At 33.4% G+C, this 21,137-nt stretch carries 19 protein-coding genes, 4 tRNA genes and 1 pseudogene; 12 read left to right on the top strand and 12 right to left on the bottom strand.

Features of this window, described 5'->3' with window-relative positions; all coding sequences use genetic code 11:
- The first annotated feature begins 2 nt into the window (after positions 1 to 2).
- The 3 genes from BKH45_RS07100 to BKH45_RS07090 all read left to right on the top strand — a co-directional run bounded on the left by BKH45_RS07100 (position 3) and on the right by BKH45_RS07090 (position 4,455).
- Positions 3 to 704, top strand: coding sequence for an HlyD family efflux transporter periplasmic adaptor subunit (locus BKH45_RS07100; protein WP_095274791.1), 702 nt, complete (start codon positions 3 to 5; stop codon positions 702 to 704).
- Positions 704 to 3,778: an efflux RND transporter permease subunit gene (locus BKH45_RS07095; protein WP_095274790.1), complete on the top strand. Its 3,075-nt coding sequence runs from the start codon at positions 704 to 706 to the stop codon at positions 3,776 to 3,778. Before BKH45_RS07100 ends, BKH45_RS07095 begins: the two co-directional genes overlap by 1 nt.
- 80 nt (positions 3,779 to 3,858) lie before the next feature.
- On the top strand, positions 3,859 to 4,455 hold the full coding sequence (locus BKH45_RS07090) for an outer membrane beta-barrel protein (RefSeq protein ID WP_095274789.1): 597 nt from the start codon (positions 3,859 to 3,861) through the stop codon (positions 4,453 to 4,455).
- Here the strand turns inward: BKH45_RS07090 and dapF are convergent.
- From dapF to BKH45_RS07065, 5 genes are read right to left on the bottom strand one after another with little or no spacing between them, the layout of a single operon-like run.
- Positions 4,447 to 5,229 carry a diaminopimelate epimerase gene (dapF, locus tag BKH45_RS07085; RefSeq protein ID WP_095274788.1) on the bottom strand — a complete coding sequence of 261 codons (783 nt, stop codon included), beginning with the start codon at positions 5,227 to 5,229 and terminating at the stop codon, positions 4,447 to 4,449. The genes BKH45_RS07090 and dapF overlap by 9 nt on opposite strands.
- 60 nt (positions 5,230 to 5,289) lie before the next feature.
- Positions 5,290 to 5,700, bottom strand: coding sequence for a transcription antitermination factor NusB (gene nusB / locus BKH45_RS07080; RefSeq protein WP_095274787.1), 411 nt, complete (start codon positions 5,698 to 5,700; stop codon positions 5,290 to 5,292).
- A 2-nt stretch (positions 5,701 to 5,702) separates the two neighbouring features.
- Positions 5,703 to 6,170: a 6,7-dimethyl-8-ribityllumazine synthase gene (ribH, locus tag BKH45_RS07075; protein WP_095274786.1), complete on the bottom strand. Its 468-nt coding sequence runs from the start codon at positions 6,168 to 6,170 to the stop codon at positions 5,703 to 5,705.
- Positions 6,167 to 6,973, bottom strand: a complete 807-nt coding sequence (kdsA, locus tag BKH45_RS07070) for a 3-deoxy-8-phosphooctulonate synthase (RefSeq protein WP_095274785.1) — start codon at positions 6,971 to 6,973, stop codon at positions 6,167 to 6,169. Before kdsA ends, ribH begins: the two co-directional genes overlap by 4 nt.
- Positions 6,973 to 7,617, bottom strand: coding sequence for a carbonic anhydrase (locus BKH45_RS07065; RefSeq protein ID WP_095274784.1), 645 nt, complete (start codon positions 7,615 to 7,617; stop codon positions 6,973 to 6,975). Before BKH45_RS07065 ends, kdsA begins: the two co-directional genes overlap by 1 nt.
- A 99-nt stretch (positions 7,618 to 7,716) precedes the next feature.
- Between BKH45_RS07065 and BKH45_RS07060 the strand changes: the two genes are divergently transcribed.
- The 9 genes from BKH45_RS07060 (at position 7,717) to BKH45_RS07020 (ending at position 13,879) form a co-directional block, all read left to right on the top strand.
- Entirely contained in the window at positions 7,717 to 8,385 is a 669-nt protein-coding gene (locus BKH45_RS07060) for a DedA family protein (RefSeq protein WP_257874522.1), read from the top strand.
- Positions 8,385 to 9,068 (top strand): orotidine-5'-phosphate decarboxylase, encoded by a 684-nt coding sequence (gene pyrF / locus BKH45_RS07055; protein WP_095274783.1) that lies wholly within the window; start codon positions 8,385 to 8,387, stop codon positions 9,066 to 9,068. Before BKH45_RS07060 ends, pyrF begins: the two co-directional genes overlap by 1 nt.
- An 8-nt stretch (positions 9,069 to 9,076) precedes the next feature.
- Complete coding sequence (gene panC, locus BKH45_RS07050; RefSeq protein ID WP_095274782.1) at positions 9,077 to 9,913, top strand: pantoate--beta-alanine ligase; 837 nt, start codon at positions 9,077 to 9,079, stop codon at positions 9,911 to 9,913.
- A gap of 11 nt (positions 9,914 to 9,924) precedes the next feature.
- Positions 9,925 to 11,127: an Opr family porin gene (locus BKH45_RS07045; protein ID WP_143428394.1), complete on the top strand. Its 1,203-nt coding sequence runs from the start codon at positions 9,925 to 9,927 to the stop codon at positions 11,125 to 11,127.
- A gap of 67 nt (positions 11,128 to 11,194) precedes the next feature.
- Positions 11,195 to 13,366, top strand: a complete 2,172-nt coding sequence (gene feoB, locus BKH45_RS07040) for a ferrous iron transport protein B (RefSeq protein ID WP_095274780.1) — start codon at positions 11,195 to 11,197, stop codon at positions 13,364 to 13,366.
- Positions 13,367 to 13,486: 120 nt separating this feature from the next.
- A tRNA-Pro gene (locus BKH45_RS07035) sits at positions 13,487 to 13,564 on the top strand.
- A gap of 30 nt (positions 13,565 to 13,594) precedes the next feature.
- Positions 13,595 to 13,671 (top strand) — tRNA-His (locus tag BKH45_RS07030).
- Positions 13,672 to 13,705: 34 nt separating this feature from the next.
- A tRNA-Arg gene (locus tag BKH45_RS07025) sits at positions 13,706 to 13,782 on the top strand.
- 20 nt (positions 13,783 to 13,802) lie between these two features.
- A tRNA-Arg gene (locus BKH45_RS07020) sits at positions 13,803 to 13,879 on the top strand.
- Between the two features lie 563 nt (positions 13,880 to 14,442).
- On the opposite strand, the gene BKH45_RS07015 is transcribed toward BKH45_RS07020, so the two are convergent.
- The 7 genes and pseudogenes from BKH45_RS07015 to BKH45_RS06990 form a co-directional block, all read right to left on the bottom strand.
- The gene (locus tag BKH45_RS07015) at positions 14,443 to 15,222 is read right to left on the bottom strand and encodes a TerB family tellurite resistance protein (RefSeq protein ID WP_095274779.1); all 780 of its coding nucleotides are present in this window, start codon (positions 15,220 to 15,222) and stop codon (positions 14,443 to 14,445) included.
- A 13-nt stretch (positions 15,223 to 15,235) separates the two neighbouring features.
- The gene (locus BKH45_RS07010) at positions 15,236 to 15,547 is read right to left on the bottom strand and encodes a hypothetical protein (RefSeq protein WP_095274778.1); all 312 of its coding nucleotides are present in this window, start codon (positions 15,545 to 15,547) and stop codon (positions 15,236 to 15,238) included.
- A 33-nt stretch (positions 15,548 to 15,580) separates the two neighbouring features.
- Entirely contained in the window at positions 15,581 to 17,110 is a 1,530-nt protein-coding gene (locus BKH45_RS07005; RefSeq protein ID WP_095274777.1) for a DUF5644 domain-containing protein, read from the bottom strand.
- An 82-nt stretch (positions 17,111 to 17,192) separates the two neighbouring features.
- Positions 17,193 to 17,663: a hypothetical protein gene (locus BKH45_RS07000; RefSeq protein WP_095274776.1), complete on the bottom strand. Its 471-nt coding sequence runs from the start codon at positions 17,661 to 17,663 to the stop codon at positions 17,193 to 17,195.
- Positions 17,663 to 19,396, bottom strand: a complete 1,734-nt coding sequence (locus BKH45_RS06995; RefSeq protein WP_095274775.1) for a M3 family oligoendopeptidase — start codon at positions 19,394 to 19,396, stop codon at positions 17,663 to 17,665. The genes BKH45_RS07000 and BKH45_RS06995 overlap by 1 nt, the downstream gene beginning before the upstream one ends.
- Positions 19,393 to 19,788: an NAD-binding protein gene (locus tag BKH45_RS09085; RefSeq protein WP_257874524.1), complete on the bottom strand. Its 396-nt coding sequence runs from the start codon at positions 19,786 to 19,788 to the stop codon at positions 19,393 to 19,395. The genes BKH45_RS06995 and BKH45_RS09085 overlap by 4 nt, the downstream gene beginning before the upstream one ends.
- A 78-nt stretch (positions 19,789 to 19,866) precedes the next feature.
- Positions 19,867 to 21,075: pseudogene (locus BKH45_RS06990) on the bottom strand (cation:proton antiporter); the annotation flags it as partial.
- Positions 21,076 to 21,137: the final 62 nt, after the last annotated feature.

The raw sequence follows: 21,137 nt of genomic DNA, 5'->3' as shown, positions 1-21,137 counted from the left end.
TAATGAAAACTAAATTTTTAATAGCAACCCTTTTTAGCATATCATTGCTATGGGGTGAAGATGTATATGCTATTTTTAACATAGAGGCTGTGCAAGATTCAAACCTAACCCTGGATACTTCAGGAATTATTTCAGAAATGCTTGTAGATGTTGATAGTGTAGTAAAAAAAGGCGACAAGCTCCTTGTGCTGTCTAACAAAGACAAAATAGCCCAAGCAAACTCTATTGAGCAGCAATATCTTTTTGCCAAAAAACAATATGAGAGATATTCTAAAACAGGTAGCGCTATTGATAAAAACACACTTGATAAATATTATTCTGATTATAAGAAACTTGAAGCTGATTATGCTTATTACACATCTTTGCTGGAAAAAAGTATTCTCAAAGCACCTTTTGATGGGGTAATAGCTTCTAAAAATGTCGAACTGGGGGATGGAGTAATAGCCAACAATACAACATTATTCCGACTTGTTAGTCATCAAAAAAAAATCGTCTTGCAATATGATTCTAAATATATTGACAAAGTAAAAGTTGGAGATGAATATGACTATTCTATTGATGGAAATGGGAATCAAAAAAATGCCAAAATTACAAAAATTTATCCAACTATTGATGACAATACGCGAAAAGTTACAGCAGAAGCAGTTGTGGGAGATGATATGATACCGGGCATTTTTGGCGATGGTTATATAAGGACTAAATAATGTATAAATTTGCCATAACTCGCCCAATAACTACCCTAATGTTTGGACTTGCAATTATATTTTTTGGGGTAATGGGGCTAAAAAAAATTCCTGTTGCATTGTTTCCTGATATTGACTTCCCTATCATTATGGTAAGCACAAGCTATCCGGGTGCAAGCGCGGATGTTATTGAAAGTAAAGTAACAGATAAGATAGAAGAAGCGGTAATGGGGATTGATGGAATCAAAAAGGTTACATCTAATAGCGCCAGAAATATTAGTTTAGTCATTATTGAATTCCAATTAGAAAAACCTATTGATGAAGCAATGAATGATGTTATTAATAAAGTCTCCTCAGTAAGTTTTGATGATCCCAATATCAATCAGCCTTCTATGGACAAGTTTGACACTAATGGACAAGCAATTATCTCTTTATTTTTAAGCAGTAACAGCGTCCCTATTCCGGATATGATGAAACATTCTGAAAATATTGTCAAACCAATGTTGCAAAAAATATTTGGTGTAGGTGGGGTGCAGTTAAATGGTTATCGTGAAAGACAAATAAGAATCTATGCAGATCCCACTTTGATGAGTAAATATGGAATCACTTATGCAGGTCTTTGGAATACTCTAGGAACAGAAAATTTAGAAATTGATGGAGGGCGTATCGTTAATAGTAAAAAAGATTTTTCTATTCTTACAGATGCCAATAGTTACAAAATAGACGAAGTTGCCAATATTAGAGTTGCAGACAATGTAAAATTAAGCGATATTGCTGTTATTGAAGATGGGATTGAAGAAGATACGACATATGCTGCATTTGGAGATAAACCGGGTGTTATTTTTGAAGTACAAAAAATCTCAGGAGCCAATGAAGTTGATATTGCAAATGGTGTTTATGCAGCTCTCCCGGATATTAAAGCCGTGAGTCCCGGCTATGAAATAAAACCATTTTTGGATACCACTCAGTATATCCGCTCTTCAATCAAAGATATAGAATTTGACTTAATGCTTGGGGGGCTACTTGCAGTTTCAGTTGTATTTTTGTTCCTTAGGAATTTCACAATCACCATAGTCTCAGCGATCAGTATTCCCATATCTGTTATGGGAACTTTTGCGCTTGTGCAAATGATGGGATTTTCTCTAAATATGCTCACAATGGTAGCCCTTACTCTTTCAATCGGAATTATTATTGATGATGCTATTGTTGTCATCGAAAATATCCATAAAAAACTTGAAGCAGGAATGAGCAAAAGGGAAGCTGCTTATGAAGGAGTCAGAGAAATAGGTTTTGCTATTATTGCTATTTCTGCAATGTTGCTTTCTGTGTTTATTCCTGTAGGGAATATGACCGGGATTGTCGGGAGATTTTTCCAAAGTTTTGGTGTTACTGTTGCGCTTGCTATTGTCATTTCATATGTTGTGGTTATCACGATAATCCCAATGGTAAGCTCACTGATAGTCAATCCAAAACAATCAAAATTCTATCATTGGAGCGAGCCTTTTTTTAAGGGAATGGAAAATGTCTATATTGCCACACTCAAAAAGGTTTTGAATAATAAAATCATTGTTATAGTCATCGTGGGCGCTATTTTCTTTGGATCACTTGTTGTAGCAGGTAAAATAGGTTCAGATTTTATACTCAAAGAAGATAGAGGTCAATTTTATGTTTGGATTCAAACCAAACCCGGAATCAGTATTTATGATATGCAAAAAAGAACAGTTGATTTCCAAAAAGAAATTGAAAAAAATCCGGCTGTTGATTTCACTACTGTCCAAGTAGGGTATGGAAAAATACAAAGTGTATTTAAATCCAAAATCTATGTCAAGCTCAAGCCTGAAAAAGAAAGAAAAAAGACTCAATTCCAAATTATGGCTGATGTGCGCAAGACTCTTAATGCCATGCCTGAAGCAAAAATCATGACTTCAATTATTCCATCAGAAGTTCCATTAATAGGTGGAGGGGATAATTCACCTTTCCAAGTTTTTGTTTATGCTCCCTCTCAAGACCTTGTAGATAAAAGTGTGGCAAAACTTCATGATTTTCTTATGGAAAGTCCGGAACTGAAGGGAAAATTCGAAAACTACCACACAAGCACTTCAGATATGCAGCCCCAATACCAATTAACTATCCTAAGACAAAATGCCAATAAATATGGTGTAAGCGCCCAAGATATAGGCAAGGTTGTCAATGCTGCATTTTCAGGAGAAAATCAAGCAGCTTATTTTAAAGAAAATGGAAAAGAATACTACATCACACTTCGTGTTCCAAATAACAAAAGAGTATCTGTTGAAGATATCAAAAGGCTTCAAATCAAAAATAAAGATGGAAAATTGATGTTTTTAGACGGACTCGTTGAGATCAAGCAAGACATTACGCCCTCAAATATTACTCGATATGACAGACAAAGAAGTGTTACTGTATATGGACAACCTGTGAAAGATTCCGGCGTTTCCTTAGGCGATTTGATAGAAATTGTGAGCAGCAAATCTTCACAATGGCTTTCTCCGGGTGCCAGTATTGCATATGGAGGAGATGCAGATAATCTTGCAGAAACCGGTCAAGCATTTGGGGTTGCCGTTGCCACAGCTTTTATATTAATTTATTTAATCCTGGCTGCTCTTTATGAGTCTTTACTTGAGCCTTTGATTATTATGATTACAATGCCATTAAGTTTTTCAGGAGCATTTTTTGCACTTGGTATTGTGGGACAACCTCTAAGTATGTTTTCGATGATGGGACTCATCCTCTTGATAGGAATGGTTGGAAAAAATGCTACTTTGTTGATTGATGTTGCTAATGACAAACGTAAAGAAGGGCATGATATTACTGAGGCTATTATGTTAGCAGGCGAATCAAGATTGCGACCTATTTTGATGACGACTATAGCCATGGTGTGCGGGATGCTTCCTCTAGCAATTGCAACAGGAGATGGATCTGCTATGAAATCACCTATTGGGATTGCCATGTCAGGGGGGTTACTTGTATCCATGTTTCTAAGTTTATTAATTGTCCCTGTTTTTTATCGTATTCTAGCCCCAATTGATGATTGGATTAAAAAATTCTATAAACCAAAAAAAGAGGATAAATTCTAAAATTTTCCTCACAAATAATGTGAGGATTTTTTGAGATAGTGTATAATTAAATGAGTATAATAAATTTTAATGGATAAAAAATGAAAAAAATTATTTTTCTATTTCTTTTACTTATAAACTATACTTTAGCTTCAGATGAGAAACAAATATTAGATAAAAATCAAATATTTATTGGGGCAAGCATTGGAGGAGCAAAAATCTCAAAATTCAATAAAGGAGAAATTGATAAACCAAATTCTTATATTGCCTTTGTATGGGGCGTGCGCGGAGGGTATCAATTTATGCCTTCAAGTTATATAGGACTCAGAACATATCTTGATTATATGATGTCTATCAAACCTTCAGGGTTAAAAACAATCATATCTTCTTCATTAAATTTAAATCTGGATTTATTGGTGGATATTCTCCATATCAAAGAAAATACTTTTGGATTTTATGGAGGGATAGGGTTTGGGTATTTTCAACATGCTAATGTCATTCGCACAACACCTGAAGACAAAGCCTTTGTTTTGGGCTATACAGGAGTTTTAAATTTTGGTTTGGGAGCAAAAATTCAAAATAATTCTCGCATCGAAATTGGGACTAAAATCCCCTTTAGCCAAATTAAATCTATTGCTAATCCAAACATTACTTACGGCGATATTTATGTCCTGGCATCCTATTCTTACTTATTCTAATTCTAAATCACTATCAGGAACAATGCAAATCCCAACAAATTTTACTCTACCTTCATAAATAATTTCTTTTCCTGAAAAACTCAAAAGCAATTCTTCTTTGCCGGGAGGAATGAGAATGGTCTTTGAATCTGTTTTATAGAATAAATGAGCTATAGCAAAAACAGCTGCCATTCCTGTGCCACAGGCTAAAGTAATATCTTCTACTCCTCTTTCATAAGTGCTTAAATAAATTTTATGGCTATTTTGAATCAAAGCAATATTTACATTAGCATCATAGCGCTTACGAAGTGTTTTGAGCATGTTATTTTTAGTATAAGGAAGTTTTTTAAAATCAGAAACAAAATGCACTAAATGAGGCACACCCGTATCTACTAAATACCATTTTCCGGAATATTGCGCCATATCAAGTTCAAATTCTTCAAGCAAACGATATGGACCTAAATTACTCTCAATAGTATCTTCTTTGATGCTTACTTTAATTTCTCCTGCTTGGGTGAGGAAGCTATGAGTTGGAGGGGCCAAGTGTTGGGAATACGCATAATGGGCAACACATCTACTCGCATTGCCACACATTTTTGCCCTACTGCCATCAGAATTATAAAATTCCCATGTATAGGCATATTTAGAATGAGGGATCAAAACTACAAGACCATCTGCACCTATGCCATTGTGTCTATCACAAAGTATTTTTGCAAGATGAGATCTATCTTTTTGCACAAAACTATGAAAAATAAGAAAATCATTGCCACTCCCTGAATATTTATGTAATACCATTGCTATTTCCTTTTATTATCCGGATTGATAATCTTAATCCATAGTCTTTAGAATGATTTTTTATTTTTGGGGCTCAGTGAATTTAGATAAGGCATCCAAAACACCATTGATAAACTTTGGGGCGTTATCTCCACCATAATTTTTTCCCAATTCTACAGCCTCGTTAATGACCACAGGAGAATCTGTTTGAGTAAATTTTATTTCATAAGCACCTAATCTTAATATTGCTCTCTCCATCCCTCCAAGTCTTTCAAAATCCCATTCCTTCAAATAAAGCTTAATAAGCTTGTCAAGTTCTTCAAGATTTTTAAGCACACCATCAAAAAGTTCAAGTGCAAAAATTTGCTGTTTATTTTTGATTTTTTTTTCTTCTAATATACTTTGTGCGAAATCTCTAATATTTATATTACCACTATCATAAGCATACAATAAGCCCGCTACAGCTTCTCTGGCTTGGGTTCTTGTTGCCATTATCAGCTCAATTTTTTATAAAGATTTATGAGTTCTATCAAAGCATTCATAGCCTCAAACCCCTTATTCCCTGCCTTACTCCCTGCTCTTTCAATGGCTTGATCAATACTATCTGTTGTCAAAACTCCAAAACTCACAGGAGTTGTGTATTTAAGAGTTGCATTTGCTATGCCTTTTGTAGCTTCTGCACTCACATAATCAAAATGAGGAGTCCCCCCACGTATGATTGCCCCTAGCGTACAAATGCCATCATATCCTTTGTTTGCAAGCACTCTATCCAAAACAAAAGGTAATTCATAAGCTCCCGGAACCAAAATTAAATCAAGATGTTTTTCATTCCCATTATGACGCAAAAAACTATCTTTAGCTCCTTCTATGAGTCTATCTGTAATAAGATGATTAAACCTACTTGCAACAATAGCAACCTTTTCATCACCCTTGAGACTAATTTTCCCTTCTAAAATATTCATTTCAAAACTCCTTGTATCTCTAAAATTTGCTCAACCAAACCGGGCAACATATCAACCTTCACCATATTGGGACCATCACTAAGGGCATCTTTTGGACTAATATGGGTTTCCATAAAAAATCCATCTACCCCTACTCCGGCTGCTGCTCGGGCAAGATAAGGGACAAAAGAACTATCTCCGCCACTTTTACCTCCGCCACCTCCGGGCATCTGCACACTATGAGTAGCATCAAAAATCACAGGAGCAAATTCTCTCATAATCACCAAACTCCTCATATCCACTACAAGATTTCCATACCCAAAACTTGAACCTCTCTCACAAAGCCACACACCATATTTTTGTGCTTGATCATACTCAGCCCTATCCCCTCCCCTTACCTTAATGGCTTTCAAAACTGAATATTTCATATCAACCGGATTCATAAATTGTCCTTTCTTAATATTGACAATTCTATTTGTTTTAGCAACAGCTACAATGAGATCTGTTTGCCGGCACAAAAATGCCGGTATTTGGATAATATCTGCTATTTCTGCAATTTTTTCAGCCTGATAACTTTCATGAATATCTGTAATGATCTTATAACCAAATTCTTGCTTGATCTGAGCAAGCATTTTCATACCCTCAACAAGACCTGGTCCCCGATAACTCTCAAGACTAGTGCGATTAGCCTTATCAAAACTTGCTTTGAAATAAAAATCAATCTTTGGATGAGCAGCTAAAGGTTTTAATTTTAAGGCAATTGCATGAAGATTCTCCTCACTCTCTATCACACAAGGACCACTTAAAAGTATCGTTTTTTGCATTATTTTTTCTCCTTATTGATAGGCTTAAATTCACGTGTAATCATATTATAATTAAGTATTTCACCTGTTTCAATAATATAATACCATCCATAAATATTTAATTCGCCCCTATCAAAGCGTTCTTCTACAAATGGATAGGTCATTAGATTTTCTAATTGCTGTTCGACATTGATTTGCTCAGTAAGCCACATTTGTTTTGATTTGCTATCCGGAGAGAGGGCTTTTACCTTTTTTTTAACAGGATCTAAAAGCTCAATCCACTTTTTGACATAAGGAGCATTTTCAAGCTTGGAGGGTTCATAAATTGCGCTGCAAGCCCCACAATTACTATGACCACAAATAATGATATTTTTAATCTCCAAAATATTGAGAGCATACTCAATTGAAGCTGTTGTAGCCAAATAACCTGCACGCATCATATTATCATTTTCTTTATAAGGAGGGATAATATTTCCCATGTTTCTTACTACAAATAAATCTCCGGGCAACATATTGGTAATCAAATTAGGCACTACTCTGGAATCCACGCAAGTAATGAACAAAGTATGAGGTTCTTGATGTTTTTTTAAACTCTCATATAATTCTTTATATTTTGCATAATCATCTTCTTGAAATTTGATTGCCCCTTCAAATAATTCTCTCATTTATACCTTCACTTGCACTAAAAAAGTCTTGAATTATACCAAAGTAATAGCATATAATACCAAACTAAGATTTTATACCTTAAATACTAAAGGAATTCTTTGTCAGAAATTATTCGTTTTATTGTTGAAACTATCAGTGCTTGGGGATATTTGGGCATCTTCTTGATGATGTTTTTAGAATCAAGCTTTTTTCCCTTTCCTTCTGAGATTGTTATGATTCCTGCAGGGTATTTAGCCTATAAAGGAGATATGAATATTTATTTTGCCATTGTTATGGGAATTTTAGGGAGTATAACCGGAGGATTGTTTAATTATTATCTTGCTCTAAAATTAGGCAGAAGTTTTATTATTGCTTATGGCAAATATTTTTTCTTTAGCGAAAAATCGATGAAGAAAATGGAAGATTTTTTCAAAAAACATGGAGAAATTAGCACTTTTTTAGGGAGACTAATCCCGGCACTTAGACAATATATTTCTCTTCCTGCCGGACTTGCCAAAATGAACTTACTCAAATTTTGTATTTATACAGGTTTGGGAGCAGGGATTTGGGTAACTGTTTTAACAGGTTTTGGATATTATCTAGGCACATGGATAGGCGAAAATATCAATACTCAAACGATTATTGAAGCTTTTAGCGTCCATAGACTCACAAATGATGAAATAAATATCAAATCTTATTTGCACCATATCGTACTCATCACACTTGGAATTGTATTTTTGATTGCTTTGATATATATTTTTTATCAACTTCAAAAAAGGAGAAAATAATGCGCTTATGTATCGCTTTGGATCTTGAGGAAAAATCTCAGAATCTCAAACTTCTTGATTTGCTCAAAGGTCTTGATATTTGGGTAAAAGTTGGTTTAAGATCTTATATCCGCGATGGAGCAAATTTTATTGAAGAAATTAGAAAAATCGATCCAAATTTTAAAATTTTTCTAGATCTCAAACTCTATGATATTCCCAATACAATGGCAGATGCTGCATTTGAATGTGCAAAAATTGGAGTAGATATGATTACTTTGCATGCCAGCAGTGGAAAAATTGCAATGCAAAACGTAATGGAACGCCTAAAAAAATATTCTCATCCTCCCCTTGTATTTGCCATAACAGCACTCACAAGTTTTGATGAACAAGATTTTAGAAATATTTACAACGCTCCTTTAAGCCAACATGCAATTATGCTGGCAAAATTGGCATTTGCAAGTGGTCTTGATGGTGCTGTATGCTCCGTCCATGAAAGTATGCTTATCAAGCAAGCTACCCAATCATCGTTTTTTACATTAACTCCGGGAATCAGACCTTTTTGTGAAAATAATGATGATCAAAAACGAGTTTCAGATATTTTAGGGGCTAAAAAGGCGCTTTCAGATTTTATTGTCATAGGCAGACCTATTTATAAAAATCCTGATCCGCTTGGAACTGTCCAAAAAATTTTAAAAATGTTATAAGGATACAGATGAAAACTCTTTTATTAAGCGCTCCCGGAGAATTTCAAGATTATAGAAGGCAGTTGCATAAAGATGTCTGCATAGGGTTTGTCCCTACAATGGGTGCCCTCCATGAAGGACATCTAAGCCTTATAAAAGCCTCTAAACAAAATAATACCCATACCGTTGTTTCTATTTTTGTAAATCCTACCCAATTTGGAGCTAATGAAGATTTTACCCAATACCCCAGAGACATTCAAAAAGATTTTAAAATTTGCCAAGAAGCCGGTGTCGATGTTGTTTTTGCACCGGAAATTTCACAAATGTATCCAAATAATGATGAAATTTCTATCAATCCCCCTAAAAATATGGGTTATATTTATGAAGGCTTTATCCGTGAGGGACATTTTAATGGCGTCCTCACCATTGTGCTAAAACTCATTCATCTTATCTGTCCTCATCATATTTATTTTGGACAAAAAGATGCCCAACAATTACTTCTTATCAAAAGGTTAGTCTCAGATACTTTTCTTCCGACAAAAGTTATTCCCTGCCCCACTCAAAGAGATTTTGACGGATTAGCTCTAAGCTCAAGAAATATTTATCTAAGCCCACAAGATAGAAAAGAGGCTTTAAAAATTCCTATTGCGCTCCAAAATATCAAAAAAGCTATCCAGGAAGGAGAAATCAACACTTCTGTCCTGATTGAATTGGGCAAAAAAGAACTCAAGGGATTAGAAGTTGCCTATCTTGATGCTTGCGATTACAATCTTGTTCAAATACAAAAAATACGTCAAAATGCCAGTATCATTCTTATTGCAGCAAAAGTAGGCAAAACAAGACTTATTGATAATTTATGGATATAAAAAGGGATAAAGTGAAGATTTTTTTAAAGATTATATTTCTTTGGACGTTGGATCTCAGTTATGTTTTGGCTTATGATAGCATTGATGAAGCACTCAAAAATGGAGTTTCCAAGGGTGATGTTATCTTTTATGGAGATTATCAAGGACTCAACAAAGGACAAGCCGGAGCTGTAGGAAAAAGTCTTGCCACTTATGGTTATCTTGGAAATACAGGTTATTTTTTAGGAAATGTAGGTTTAGGTTATACTTCAGGATTTTATAAAAATATCCGTGCAGCCATAAGTTTCAGAGCAGCAACACCTTTTTGGAATTTGCATAAAAATTTATTAACCCCTACCGGTAAAGGCGATGCTTCAAAGGATTTTTTTAATCACAATCAAGCCACACTTGCAGAATCTTTCTTGGAATATTTTGATGGAGACACCAACATCAAAGCAGGGAGATTTGTTATTCCTAATGAATGGATTAACACAATGAGTGATGGAATATGGATACGCAATCGCTCTTTTACAGATCTAATGCTCGAGGGTTTTTGGGTCAATGATTATGGGCGTGTAGCCTACTATCAAATGAGTGATTTTGAAAAAGTCAATCCTTATGCAAGCTTTGGTTTGCTTAATTTAACAGCTAAATATTATATTACTCCAACCTTCACTGTTAAGGCATATACATTTTTTACTCCTAAAATATTCACCGCATTAGGGACAAGAATCAATGGAAAATATTCTTTATCAAACTTTTTTATTGGCGCCCAAGCGGGCTATACTTATAGCTTTGAAGGAGAGCAACGCTATAGTGGCTACACCCACAATGCCTCTGTTGCAGATGCTAAAGTTTTTTTTGGAATGAAATTCTTTGAAATTTCTGGGGGCTATATCCATACAAGCAAAAATTCGGGATGGGGAAACATTGGAATCATGGGAGATAGCATTGATCCTTTTTTCGTCTGGGGTGGAAAAGCTATCAAAACTCAAAAAAATGGCAATCTTATCTATGGAAGCATGCATGTAAATATTGATAGATTTAAAATATCTTTGACTTATGGAAGCACCTCTTATGATACCTCTTCAAGGCAAAATGAAATTGACTTTTCTACAGAAATTGGCTTTACACACAATGTTTTTGGTATTTTAAATATTCTAAATACTCATAAAAATACACTAAATATTCCAAACACAACTCAAATTAATGGCGGTATAAGATTATCATTCTAAAAATATAATAATAATTAATCTTATTTAGATATAATATTCATAAAATCTAAATTTTTGAGAAAAAAATATGCAAGAAATTACTGTAGCCCTTGTAGGGCAGCCAAATGTAGGAAAAAGTTCTTTAATCAACAGTATCAGCGGAGCACACCTTAAGGTGGGAAATTTCACAGGCGTAACTGTTGAAAAAGCTGAAGCTTCATTGTTTTATGGTGATACCAAAATAACTATTATAGACTTGCCGGGGACATACTCAATCAATGATTTTACATTAGAGGAAAAAGTCACTAAAGACTACCTGGAGAATGCTTCTTATGACATCATTCTCAATGTTGTTGATGCAACCAATTTAGAAAGAAATCTTGCCCTTAGCGCCCAAGTTTTAGAGATGAATAAAAAAACCCTTGTAGCTTTGAATATGTGGGATGAAGCCCAAAAAGAAAAAATTCATATTGATGATAAACTTCTTTCAGAAATTTTAGGAGTAAAATGTATCCCCACATCAGCAAGTAAAAATCTCAATGCAACCTTGCTTTTAGAAACTATTGTTAAACTTTATGAAAGTGATTTTATCCCCCCCAAAAGAATTTATACTAACTTTATTGAAACTCAAATTCAAACTTTAGTTAGTTTTCTTACTCAAAAATCTTATCCTGAAGTCTCTGCTTTTTTGACACACAATAAAAACAAAGAAACCCTTTCATTAAGGCAAGTAGCCGTGATGCTTTTATCGCAGCAAACTGCAATTTACTCTTATTTTCATGATAAGGCATGTTGGCTTGAATTATCCAAAGTACTCAATACAGCCATTAATTCTCTCTATAAAGCCTCCTCAGAACACAATGTTCAAAATATATTTGCTTCTGATGCCCTTGCCTTTGGAAAAGGTGCTGCCCAAGAGGTCCTATCTCGTCCTAACAAATCCCTCCATCAAACACAAAAAATTGATACTATCATGCTTAATAAATATTTAGGTCTGCCAATCTTTCTTTTCTTGATGTTTATTTTATTTGAAATGACTTTTTTTGTAGGGGGAATACTTCAAAATTATGCACAAGATGGAATTGACTTGCTTGGAGAGGCTGTCCAAACCCATATTTCTAATCAAGATTTTGCCTCCCTTATTGGAGGGGGAATTATTGGAGGTGTGGGAGCTGTTTTATCTTTTTTGCCTTTGATTATTATCTTATATTTTGGAATTTCTTTACTGGAAGCAAGTGGGTATATGTCTCGTGTTGCATTCTTGCTTGATGGGATTTTCCATAAATTTGGCTTGCATGGGAAAAGTTTTATCCCCCTTGTTACAGGTTTTGGTTGTAGTGTGCCTGCTTATATGGCAACCCGAACTCTTCAAAACAGAAACGAGCGTTTAATCACTTTATTTGTAATTGGATTTATGAGCTGTAGTGCAAGATTGCCTATTTATGTGCTTTTTATAGGGGCTTTTTTTCCTGATAAATATGCCGGATTTGTTCTTTTTGGAGTCTATGTATTGGGAGCTTTGGTAGCTCTTTTGATGGCAAAACTCTTGAAATTAAGTGTCTTCAACGGAAAGAATGAACCTTTTGTTATGGAAATGCCTAAATATCGATTGCCTAGCTGGAGAATTATTTGGTTTGGGATTTATACCAAAGTCCTTATGTATCTTAAAAAAGCAGGGACATTTATCTTGATAGGTTCCATGATCGTATGGTTTGGTTCACAATATCCCAAAAATCATCAACTTGAAGAATCTTATCAAAACAAAATAGCAGATATTGATAATGATCAAAAAATCACTCAAACCAAAAAAGAAGAAATGACTCAAGATCTCCAAAATGAGCTTGAAGAACTCCTTTTACAACAAAGCTACTCCGGGCATATAGGTATATTTTTAAAACCAATATTTTCTCCTATGAATTTTGATTGGCGACTTTCAATCTCTTTGGTTACCGGATTTGCAGCAAAAGAAGTAGTCGTTTCTACACTTGGAGTTTTATACTCGCTTGGACATGGCACAAATGAAAAATCTCAAAGTTTCAGAAATGCACTAAGAAAAAATGTTAGCACCCCATCAGCTATCGCATTTATCATTTTTATCATGTTTTATATCCCTTGTTTTGCAGCAACTATCAGTTTTGGCAGAGAAGCAGGAGGGGCAAAATTTGTACTCTATTTGTTTCTTTTTACAAGTGTGGTCGCTTATATTTTTTCACTCATAGGATTTTATGCAACAAAATATTTAATGCTTTGGCTTACCTAATTTGCATTGAAGGCTATTTTAAATTTTTATTCAAGGTTATCAAACAAAAAACCACCTTGACAAACTTGACAAAAATCATGTGGTTAGAGTATAATTCGCCCTCCTAAGCATTAAGTTTTTCGGGGCGTAGCGCAGTCTGGTTAGCGCACTTGGTTTGGGACCAAGGGGTCGAAGGTTCGAATCCTTTCGCCCCGACCATGCTTTTGGCTTTAGTTATTATTCTTTATGGTGGGTGTAGCTCAGTTGGTTAGAGCATCAGGTTGTGGCTCTGAGGGTCGTGGGTTCGATCCCCATCTCCCACCCCATAATTTTTAATTTTTACAATCAATAATAACTTTTGCGTTCGTAGCTCAATTGGATAGAGCACCAGACTTCGGATCTGGGGGTTAGGGGTTCGACTCCCTTCGGGCGTACCACCCTGACTCAATTTTTATACGCGCTCGTAGCTCAGTTGGATAGAGCAACAGCCTTCTAAGCCGTAGGTCGCAGGTTCGAATCCTGCCGGGCGTACCATTTATTGCATCATCAAAACTCTATTAATACCATGGAATTTCAAGCCATACATATTAAAAAATTTAATAAATAAAATCCAAATTAAGTCTCTCTGTTTAGTAAGGTTAGCAATTCCAATCTTAAACCTATTGTAATAAGTCCTATCTCTATTTTTAGTGATGTTTAATAAAAATTAGACTTTAACTGAGATGATTGCCGCACAAACACCCCAAAAGATAAACTCTAGGCACTTCTTCCAGTCTATAAAATTTAAAAATACAAATAATGATAATTTTTCCATTTTAATAAATAGCTTACTCATATATTCCTAAATGTATGGATTTTAACATGAATATAAAAAATAAGTATAAATATATCTTAGTGATTTAAATTCCGGTATCTTGATTTTTCTTATTCTCTGAGACTTATTATAATTTTAAAACCTATAATTTCTCCTATGAGAATTTATTTATAATTACTATTCTTAAATCATATTTCAATAAAATTTGTTCAGACTATAAATTCTATAAATTATCAATCTCTAATGAAAAATTGAATTTTTAATATATTTTAAATCAATAACCTTATGAATGTAGCTTATCATAGGCAAATTGGATTTGATGCAATCTCCGGTAAGCCATAGATGCAAAACTTTTATTTAAATATTTTGGATCCAAAATATTTTGATTAGAGTTTCTAATAGCTTCCTCAAAATTTTTATCCAGCATTTCTTGAGTAAAATCTTCTTGTAATCCCAATATCTCCAAAGCTTTTGTGCGTTCCATTTCAATAGATGTCTGAAATTCTATCTCAAAATCATCATAAATTTTATTAAAACCTTCATTGTCTAATTCCAAAAATGCTGCAACATCAATAATATTTTCTTTTTCTTGGACATCTAACTCTCCCTCAGCATAAGCAATACTAAGTAAAAACTCAACAAATTTTAAACGCTTTTTGTATTCTCCATAGGTTACTTGCAAAAAATCTTTGCATAGTTGCTCTAGCGTTCGCGAATCTTTATCGCCAAAGACTTCTCTAAGCTTTTCTTTGGCATTTTCAATACCATTGATTTTATTTTTCATGTTTTCAAACATTTCATCTATTAACACTTCTTTCATCAATGACTTATTTTTTGAAACTACCTTAGCCATTATAGAGACCATAATACCAAACTCGGTTTTTTTTATCTTCTCAAGAGGATCAGCCAATATATAAGGATCTTGGGATAGATCATATTCCGGAGTGCTATGTGTATTTGTATCTCTTGTTCCTGAAGAAATAGGATTTTTGAGGTATTCTTGAAGTGTTATATACAAATAATACACTACAACGCCTGCTAATATCAATAAAACAATTTCCATATCTATCCTTTAATCAATGATTTTTTAGTTTATGTTCTAATTCTTTTTTTCTCTTTTCTTCACGTTCTTGATTGGCTTTATAAAGACGGAATTGCTCTTCTTTTTGCTTAGCTTCCAAAGCAAGACGGCGTTCACGCTTTTTTTTAAGCTGTTGCATATAATCCTCACGTTTTTGAGGAGATTGATATTCTATAGGCTTCATCAACAAAATAAATAATACAAAAATAAATAAAATAAATGCGACTGTATTTGAACTTGCTCCATTCATATGATACCAAAGACCGCCGATACCAGAAGCTATCAAAACCTTCAAAAATATCTTCATCTACGTTATCCTTACTTAAAAAGCCTTGTTTAATTATATAAAGGTTACTTTATTTTTATGCAAATGCAGCCCCAACTTTTTGAAATCTTTTTCTCCCATAGCTATCAAAACTATCTGAGACAAAAACAATGTGGGCATAGAATCGAAATCCCGTTTATATTGTTTTGATGCTTTTTTTGAATAAGTATCAAACATCTCAAATTGTCCCATTGAAGTGCTTACTAAAAAATCAATGCCCAAATCAATAGCTTCATATCGAATCCTCCCGGATTGTTCCAAAGCAGAATGTTGATTAACTTCAAACAAATGGGCGTAACATTCATTTTGAATCGTGGTTTGATATTTTTTTAAAGAAATTTTTTCAAATAACTTTTTATAGCAAATTTTATGGGCATAAAAAGATCCTTCAAATACAACAGTGCCAAAATCTTTAAAACTCTGTATTACATCCCAATCAACTTCATTAGCAAGCATTTGGTTTAAAGACTCAATTACAACCTTACAATCATAAACCAAATGAAATTGTTTTAATTTTTTGTTGAGAGTATCTCTGAGAGCATTATCTGCATCAATAATGCTTTTGGCATACATAATATTTGCATAAGCATCTTCTTCACACAACAACAAAATAGCATTATTTTTATATGCAAGTGCCATATTATAGGCATTGGCAAATAAAAATTTTTCTTCATCACAAAACCTTCCCCAATACCCTCCATCATAACAAAACTCTAGAGGCAATACAGACTTGTGAAATTTTTCTAACAAAGAAGCAGTGCTTATTAATAAGGGTTTAAAATTCCATGATTTATCATAACCATTAAAGAGCGCGTATTTTGAAGAATTTTCAAGTGAATTTTCAAGATTATTTTGTGAAGGAAAATTGTATTTAGATTCAATATTTTTGACAAATTTTATCCAATTATTTTGTGCTAATGGACATTTTGAAGCTTGAGTAAGCATTTTTTGAAGTTCAAATATTTCTGAATCAATTTGATTATTTTCAGGATAAACAAACTTTGCGACACTTACAAAATTCATGACCCCATTTTTGCAATCAGCAATACTTTGGATCAATCTTTTAGCATCATTAGGATGACGCATTAAAAGCCATTTAACATAAAGAAAAAAACCATCTCCAAAATAATCAGGATTTCTTTGAGGAGAAATAAAATTGATATAAATAAACCTGGTTAGTTCTGTTTTTTCACTTTGTGTCAAAAAATCTCCGCTTTGCATAAAAGAATCATAAAAACTTAAAACTGCATTTTTATCGATTAACAAATCTTTATAAGCATATTTTGTAGAGATAGGTTCAATCACCCATTCCTTGCCAAATCTTTGTACTAATTCTAAAATTCCAATATCCTTAAAAATAGCGATATTATTAATTTTCAGCGCTATATTTGGATCATATTGAAAATCCTTTAAAGGCAGGTTTTTTAAGACATCTAATAAAGTAAAATTCTCCCGGTAATCCTGTGTGCATTTCTCATAAATCGGGCTATAACTCTTTTGTGCTTCAAATCTAAAAACACTCAATTCAAGTTTATGAATACTCATTTTAAAATCCTTGATAAAAATTCAAACTAAACTTCATCAGATTTTACCACAAATCTAAAACCTTTTGTTATTTTTGAATCAATCAGCTTTTTTTATTTTTTTGTTGGATATTTTTAATAATCCTCCGGTTTTGAGGGTTAGATAAAATTGCCTCCATTGGATTGCAAATCTCTTCTTGAAGATGATCAAAAACAAGGCTCACATCCCCTTGATGAAACAACACAACATCTTCATATTTTTTATTTTTGACAATCACTTGAATAATCCCTTCTATTTTTATACTCACAATACTACCAATATTGTCGTTCCCAAAACCGGCTTCAAACTCAATACTATCCTCATAAATCCTCAAACTCTCAAAAGTATATCCCGCAAGTATAAAAACTTCAAAAGGTCTAAATTTATCAAAAATTTCCTTTGGTAACAAAGGTTCAAAATTAACTTTCAAAAGATCACAAACAACACAAAAATTTACTTTATTATCAAATAAAAATCTAATAATTTCAAAACAATGTCTATTGCTCAAACATTGATAACTCTTCATAATATTCATCAATAACATACCTTTTGTAATTCTTTAAGCATTTTTTTTATTTCTTCTATGCCAATTTTCCAAAATGCTTCATCTTCGATATCAAAACCAAATGCCCCTACTAAATCTTTAGGACTTTGACTCCCTCCTTTGCTCAAAAATTCTATATAAATTTTGACAAAATCCTTATTCTTGCCACTTTTATACAATCCAAATAAAGCCAAAACAAGCAATTGACCATAACTATAAGCATAACAATAAAAAGGAGAATGGATAAAATGAGGGATATAACTCCACCACCTATTATATTTTTTTGTCAGTTTAAGAGTATCTCCAAACATTTTTTGATTTTCTTCTCGCCAAATTCTATCAAAATCCTCTATCTTAAGCTCATCTTGAGCATTGTGAATTTGACGTTCAAAATTAGTCATAACAACTTGTCTAAAAAGTGTTGAAAAAATATCTTCTAATTTACCTGCATAAATTCCCAAAAGCTCAGTCTTTGAAAGATTATCTTTGAGACTATCAAACAAAAGCATTTCAGCAAACACTGAAGCTGTTTCTGCCGTAGTTAAAGGAGTATCCATATTCAAGCAACCTACTTTTTTGCTCAATTCTTGATGGATCATATGCCCAAACTCATGAGCAATTGTAAAAGCATCGCGTCTATTGTTTGTAAAATTAAGCAGCACATAAGGATGAGATTTTGGAATACTGCCATGACTAAAAGCGCCTCCGCGCTTCCCTTCTCTGGGATGAGAATCAATCCAACCGGATTTAATGGCTTTAGAAGCAATCTGATGAAACAAAGGTGAGAAATTTTCAAATGCTTTTAAAACCCATTGTAATGCCTGTGCATAATTGATTTGTTCTTCATCTTGGGAAATCGGAGCATACCTATCATAATCTTTTAATTTGAAGCCTAAAATTTCTGATTTAATTTTATAGTAATGATGCACAATACAAAAATTTGCATTGACTGTATCCAGCATACTATCTACGCTTTTTTGAGTAATTTGATTTTCAAGATGTCTAAAAGATTCTTGCTTTTGATAATGACGCAATTTTGTCTGGATATGCAAATCTTTGCGTACCATATTCAAAATATAGGCTAATAAAAAACTAGACTTTTCCAAAGCCTTGCTAAAGGACTTTTGAGCCTTTTTTCTAATCTGCCTATCTTTGTGATGCAAGAGAGCTAAAATCTCTTCTTCGCTTAAAAGTTGTTTTTCATAAGGAATCTTAAGCAAAGAAAGATGTTCATCAAATAATCTTGAAAAAGCCCCTACCCCCACAGGGGATGTCATCAAGAGAACTTTTTCTTCAGGAAGGCTTAATTGATGAGATTTTTTCTTGATTAAATTTTGAAGATAATAAGCGTATTTCCCGGAATGCTTGATAAAATCTTTTTGTTTTTTTGTCTCCAAACCACAAAATTCTATTTCAAAAAATACAATATGTTCTTGTATTTCATTGGCAACAAGCTCATATTTAGCATAAAAATCTCCTTTTTTTGTATCCGAAGCAAAAATCAAAAATACATAAGTCATCACCCCTGAAATTCCTTCAATAATCTCTTCATATCCCTGAAGCGCTTTTTCAAAACCGACATTCAAAAGAGAATCTAGTTTATTGGCATATTTTTTTTCAAATTTTTTAGCATCCTTAAGCAACCTGACAACATAAGTCTCAAGATCTTGTGAATTTTTAAAAAGTGAGGTCAAATCCCAAGTATGTTCAAATTTTTCAGTCATTTTTTATCCTTTTTATCTAATGCGTATTGAGCTAACAATGCACCCACTTCTGTTTTGCTATTAATACTGCTGACATGGAGTTTATCTAATTCCTCTTCTTCTATTTTGGAATCAACTTTGGCGATAATATCCGCATTGGGTGCAATCTCTAAGATTCTATCACAAATTGCTTTGATGATACTTGTATTGTCTATAGTAATAATGATACATCTGGATACGCTCAGTTTGAGTTTCTCCAAAAAACTCTCTTGTGTAATATTGCCAAAAATAACATGATCTTTGGCTTTTTCGCCCATTTCAACTTGAGCGATATTACAATCAAGGGCTAAATACCTGGCACGATTTTGCTTTAAGATATTCACCACTTCCACTCCAAATGTTCCATAACCCACGACAATAATATGATCTTCTAAGGGGATAGGGATTTGAACTTTTTCATCTTTTTTTAACCCGCTATTGATTTGTTTTTTAAGGACATAACCGGCAATTGAATTTAAATATTTTAAAATAAAAGGGGTTACTATCATTGAAAAAACAACCATTAAAACTAAAAACTGATGGATATCAATAGGCACTATATGGATAATTCCTTTTTCTTGCAACAATCCCAATATCCCCCCTTTATCCGGAGATACAAAAAGATTATTTGTGTTGGCATTTAAAAATACTGCAAAGGAAAACTCCCCAATCTGAGATAATGATAAAGCCGTTTTAATAGCGCTTTGAGAACTTCTGAAAATTTTAATTATCCAATAAATTAAAAAGGTTTTCAAAACCATCGTTATAAATAGCAAAAGAACAATGGCAAAAAACTGACTGAATAAAAAATCTAAATCAATTTGCATCCCCACTGTAACAAAAAATAATCCCAAAAATATATCCCTAAAATGGGATAAATCTGCTTCAACCTGATATTTATAACGAGATTTTGAAATTGCCATTCCTGCAATGAATGCTCCCAGCGACATTGAAAAACCAAAATAATGACTAATACCTGCAGCTCCCAGAACAATCAACAAAATTGTCCCCATAAATAACTCTGCAAGCTTACTATTTGCAGCAAGATTTAAAATTCTTGTAGCAAAATGTCTCCCCGGTAACAGAAGAATTGCCAAAACAATTACTCCGGATATGAATGTCCGCACTAATGTACTCCCCAAACTCATATCTTCATTGCTTAATAATGCTAAAATCAAAAGAATAGGGATCACAGCAATATCTTGCATAATTAAAATCCCTGTAACACTTCTACCCGGGACAGTATTGAGTTGCTTGGAATCCTCAAAAAATTTCAGCACAATCGCAGTAGAAGAAAGAGAGAAAGCCATTCCAATTACCAAAGACAAAACCGAAGAAAAACCAAATACAAAATAACTCAAAACAAAAAATAACAGACTTGTCCCAATAACTTGCAAGATCCCAAAAATCAATACTTCTTGCTTCATAGACTTTAATCTGTCAAAACTAAATTCAAGTCCGATCATAAACATCAAAAATACTATCCCAAATTCTGCAATTGCTGATAGTGTCTCAGATCCTCTAATTCCAAATAAATACACAACTACCACGCCTGTAATGATATAGCCGACAATGACAGGTATGTCAATTTTTTTGAGAAATAAATTTACCAGAATTGATATAGCAAGAGCTACAACAATGATATAAAATATATTTTCTATGAACTCACTCCTATAAAACCTGAATAGAATTTTTACTTTTTTGTTATAATACCTTATTAAAG

This window comes from Helicobacter sp. 11S03491-1 (genome assembly GCF_002272835.1).
GTDB lineage: Bacteria > Campylobacterota > Campylobacteria > Campylobacterales > Helicobacteraceae > Helicobacter_J.
Note: the sequence above shows the minus strand (reverse complement) of the source record. Positions and strands in the feature narration are given on the sequence as shown.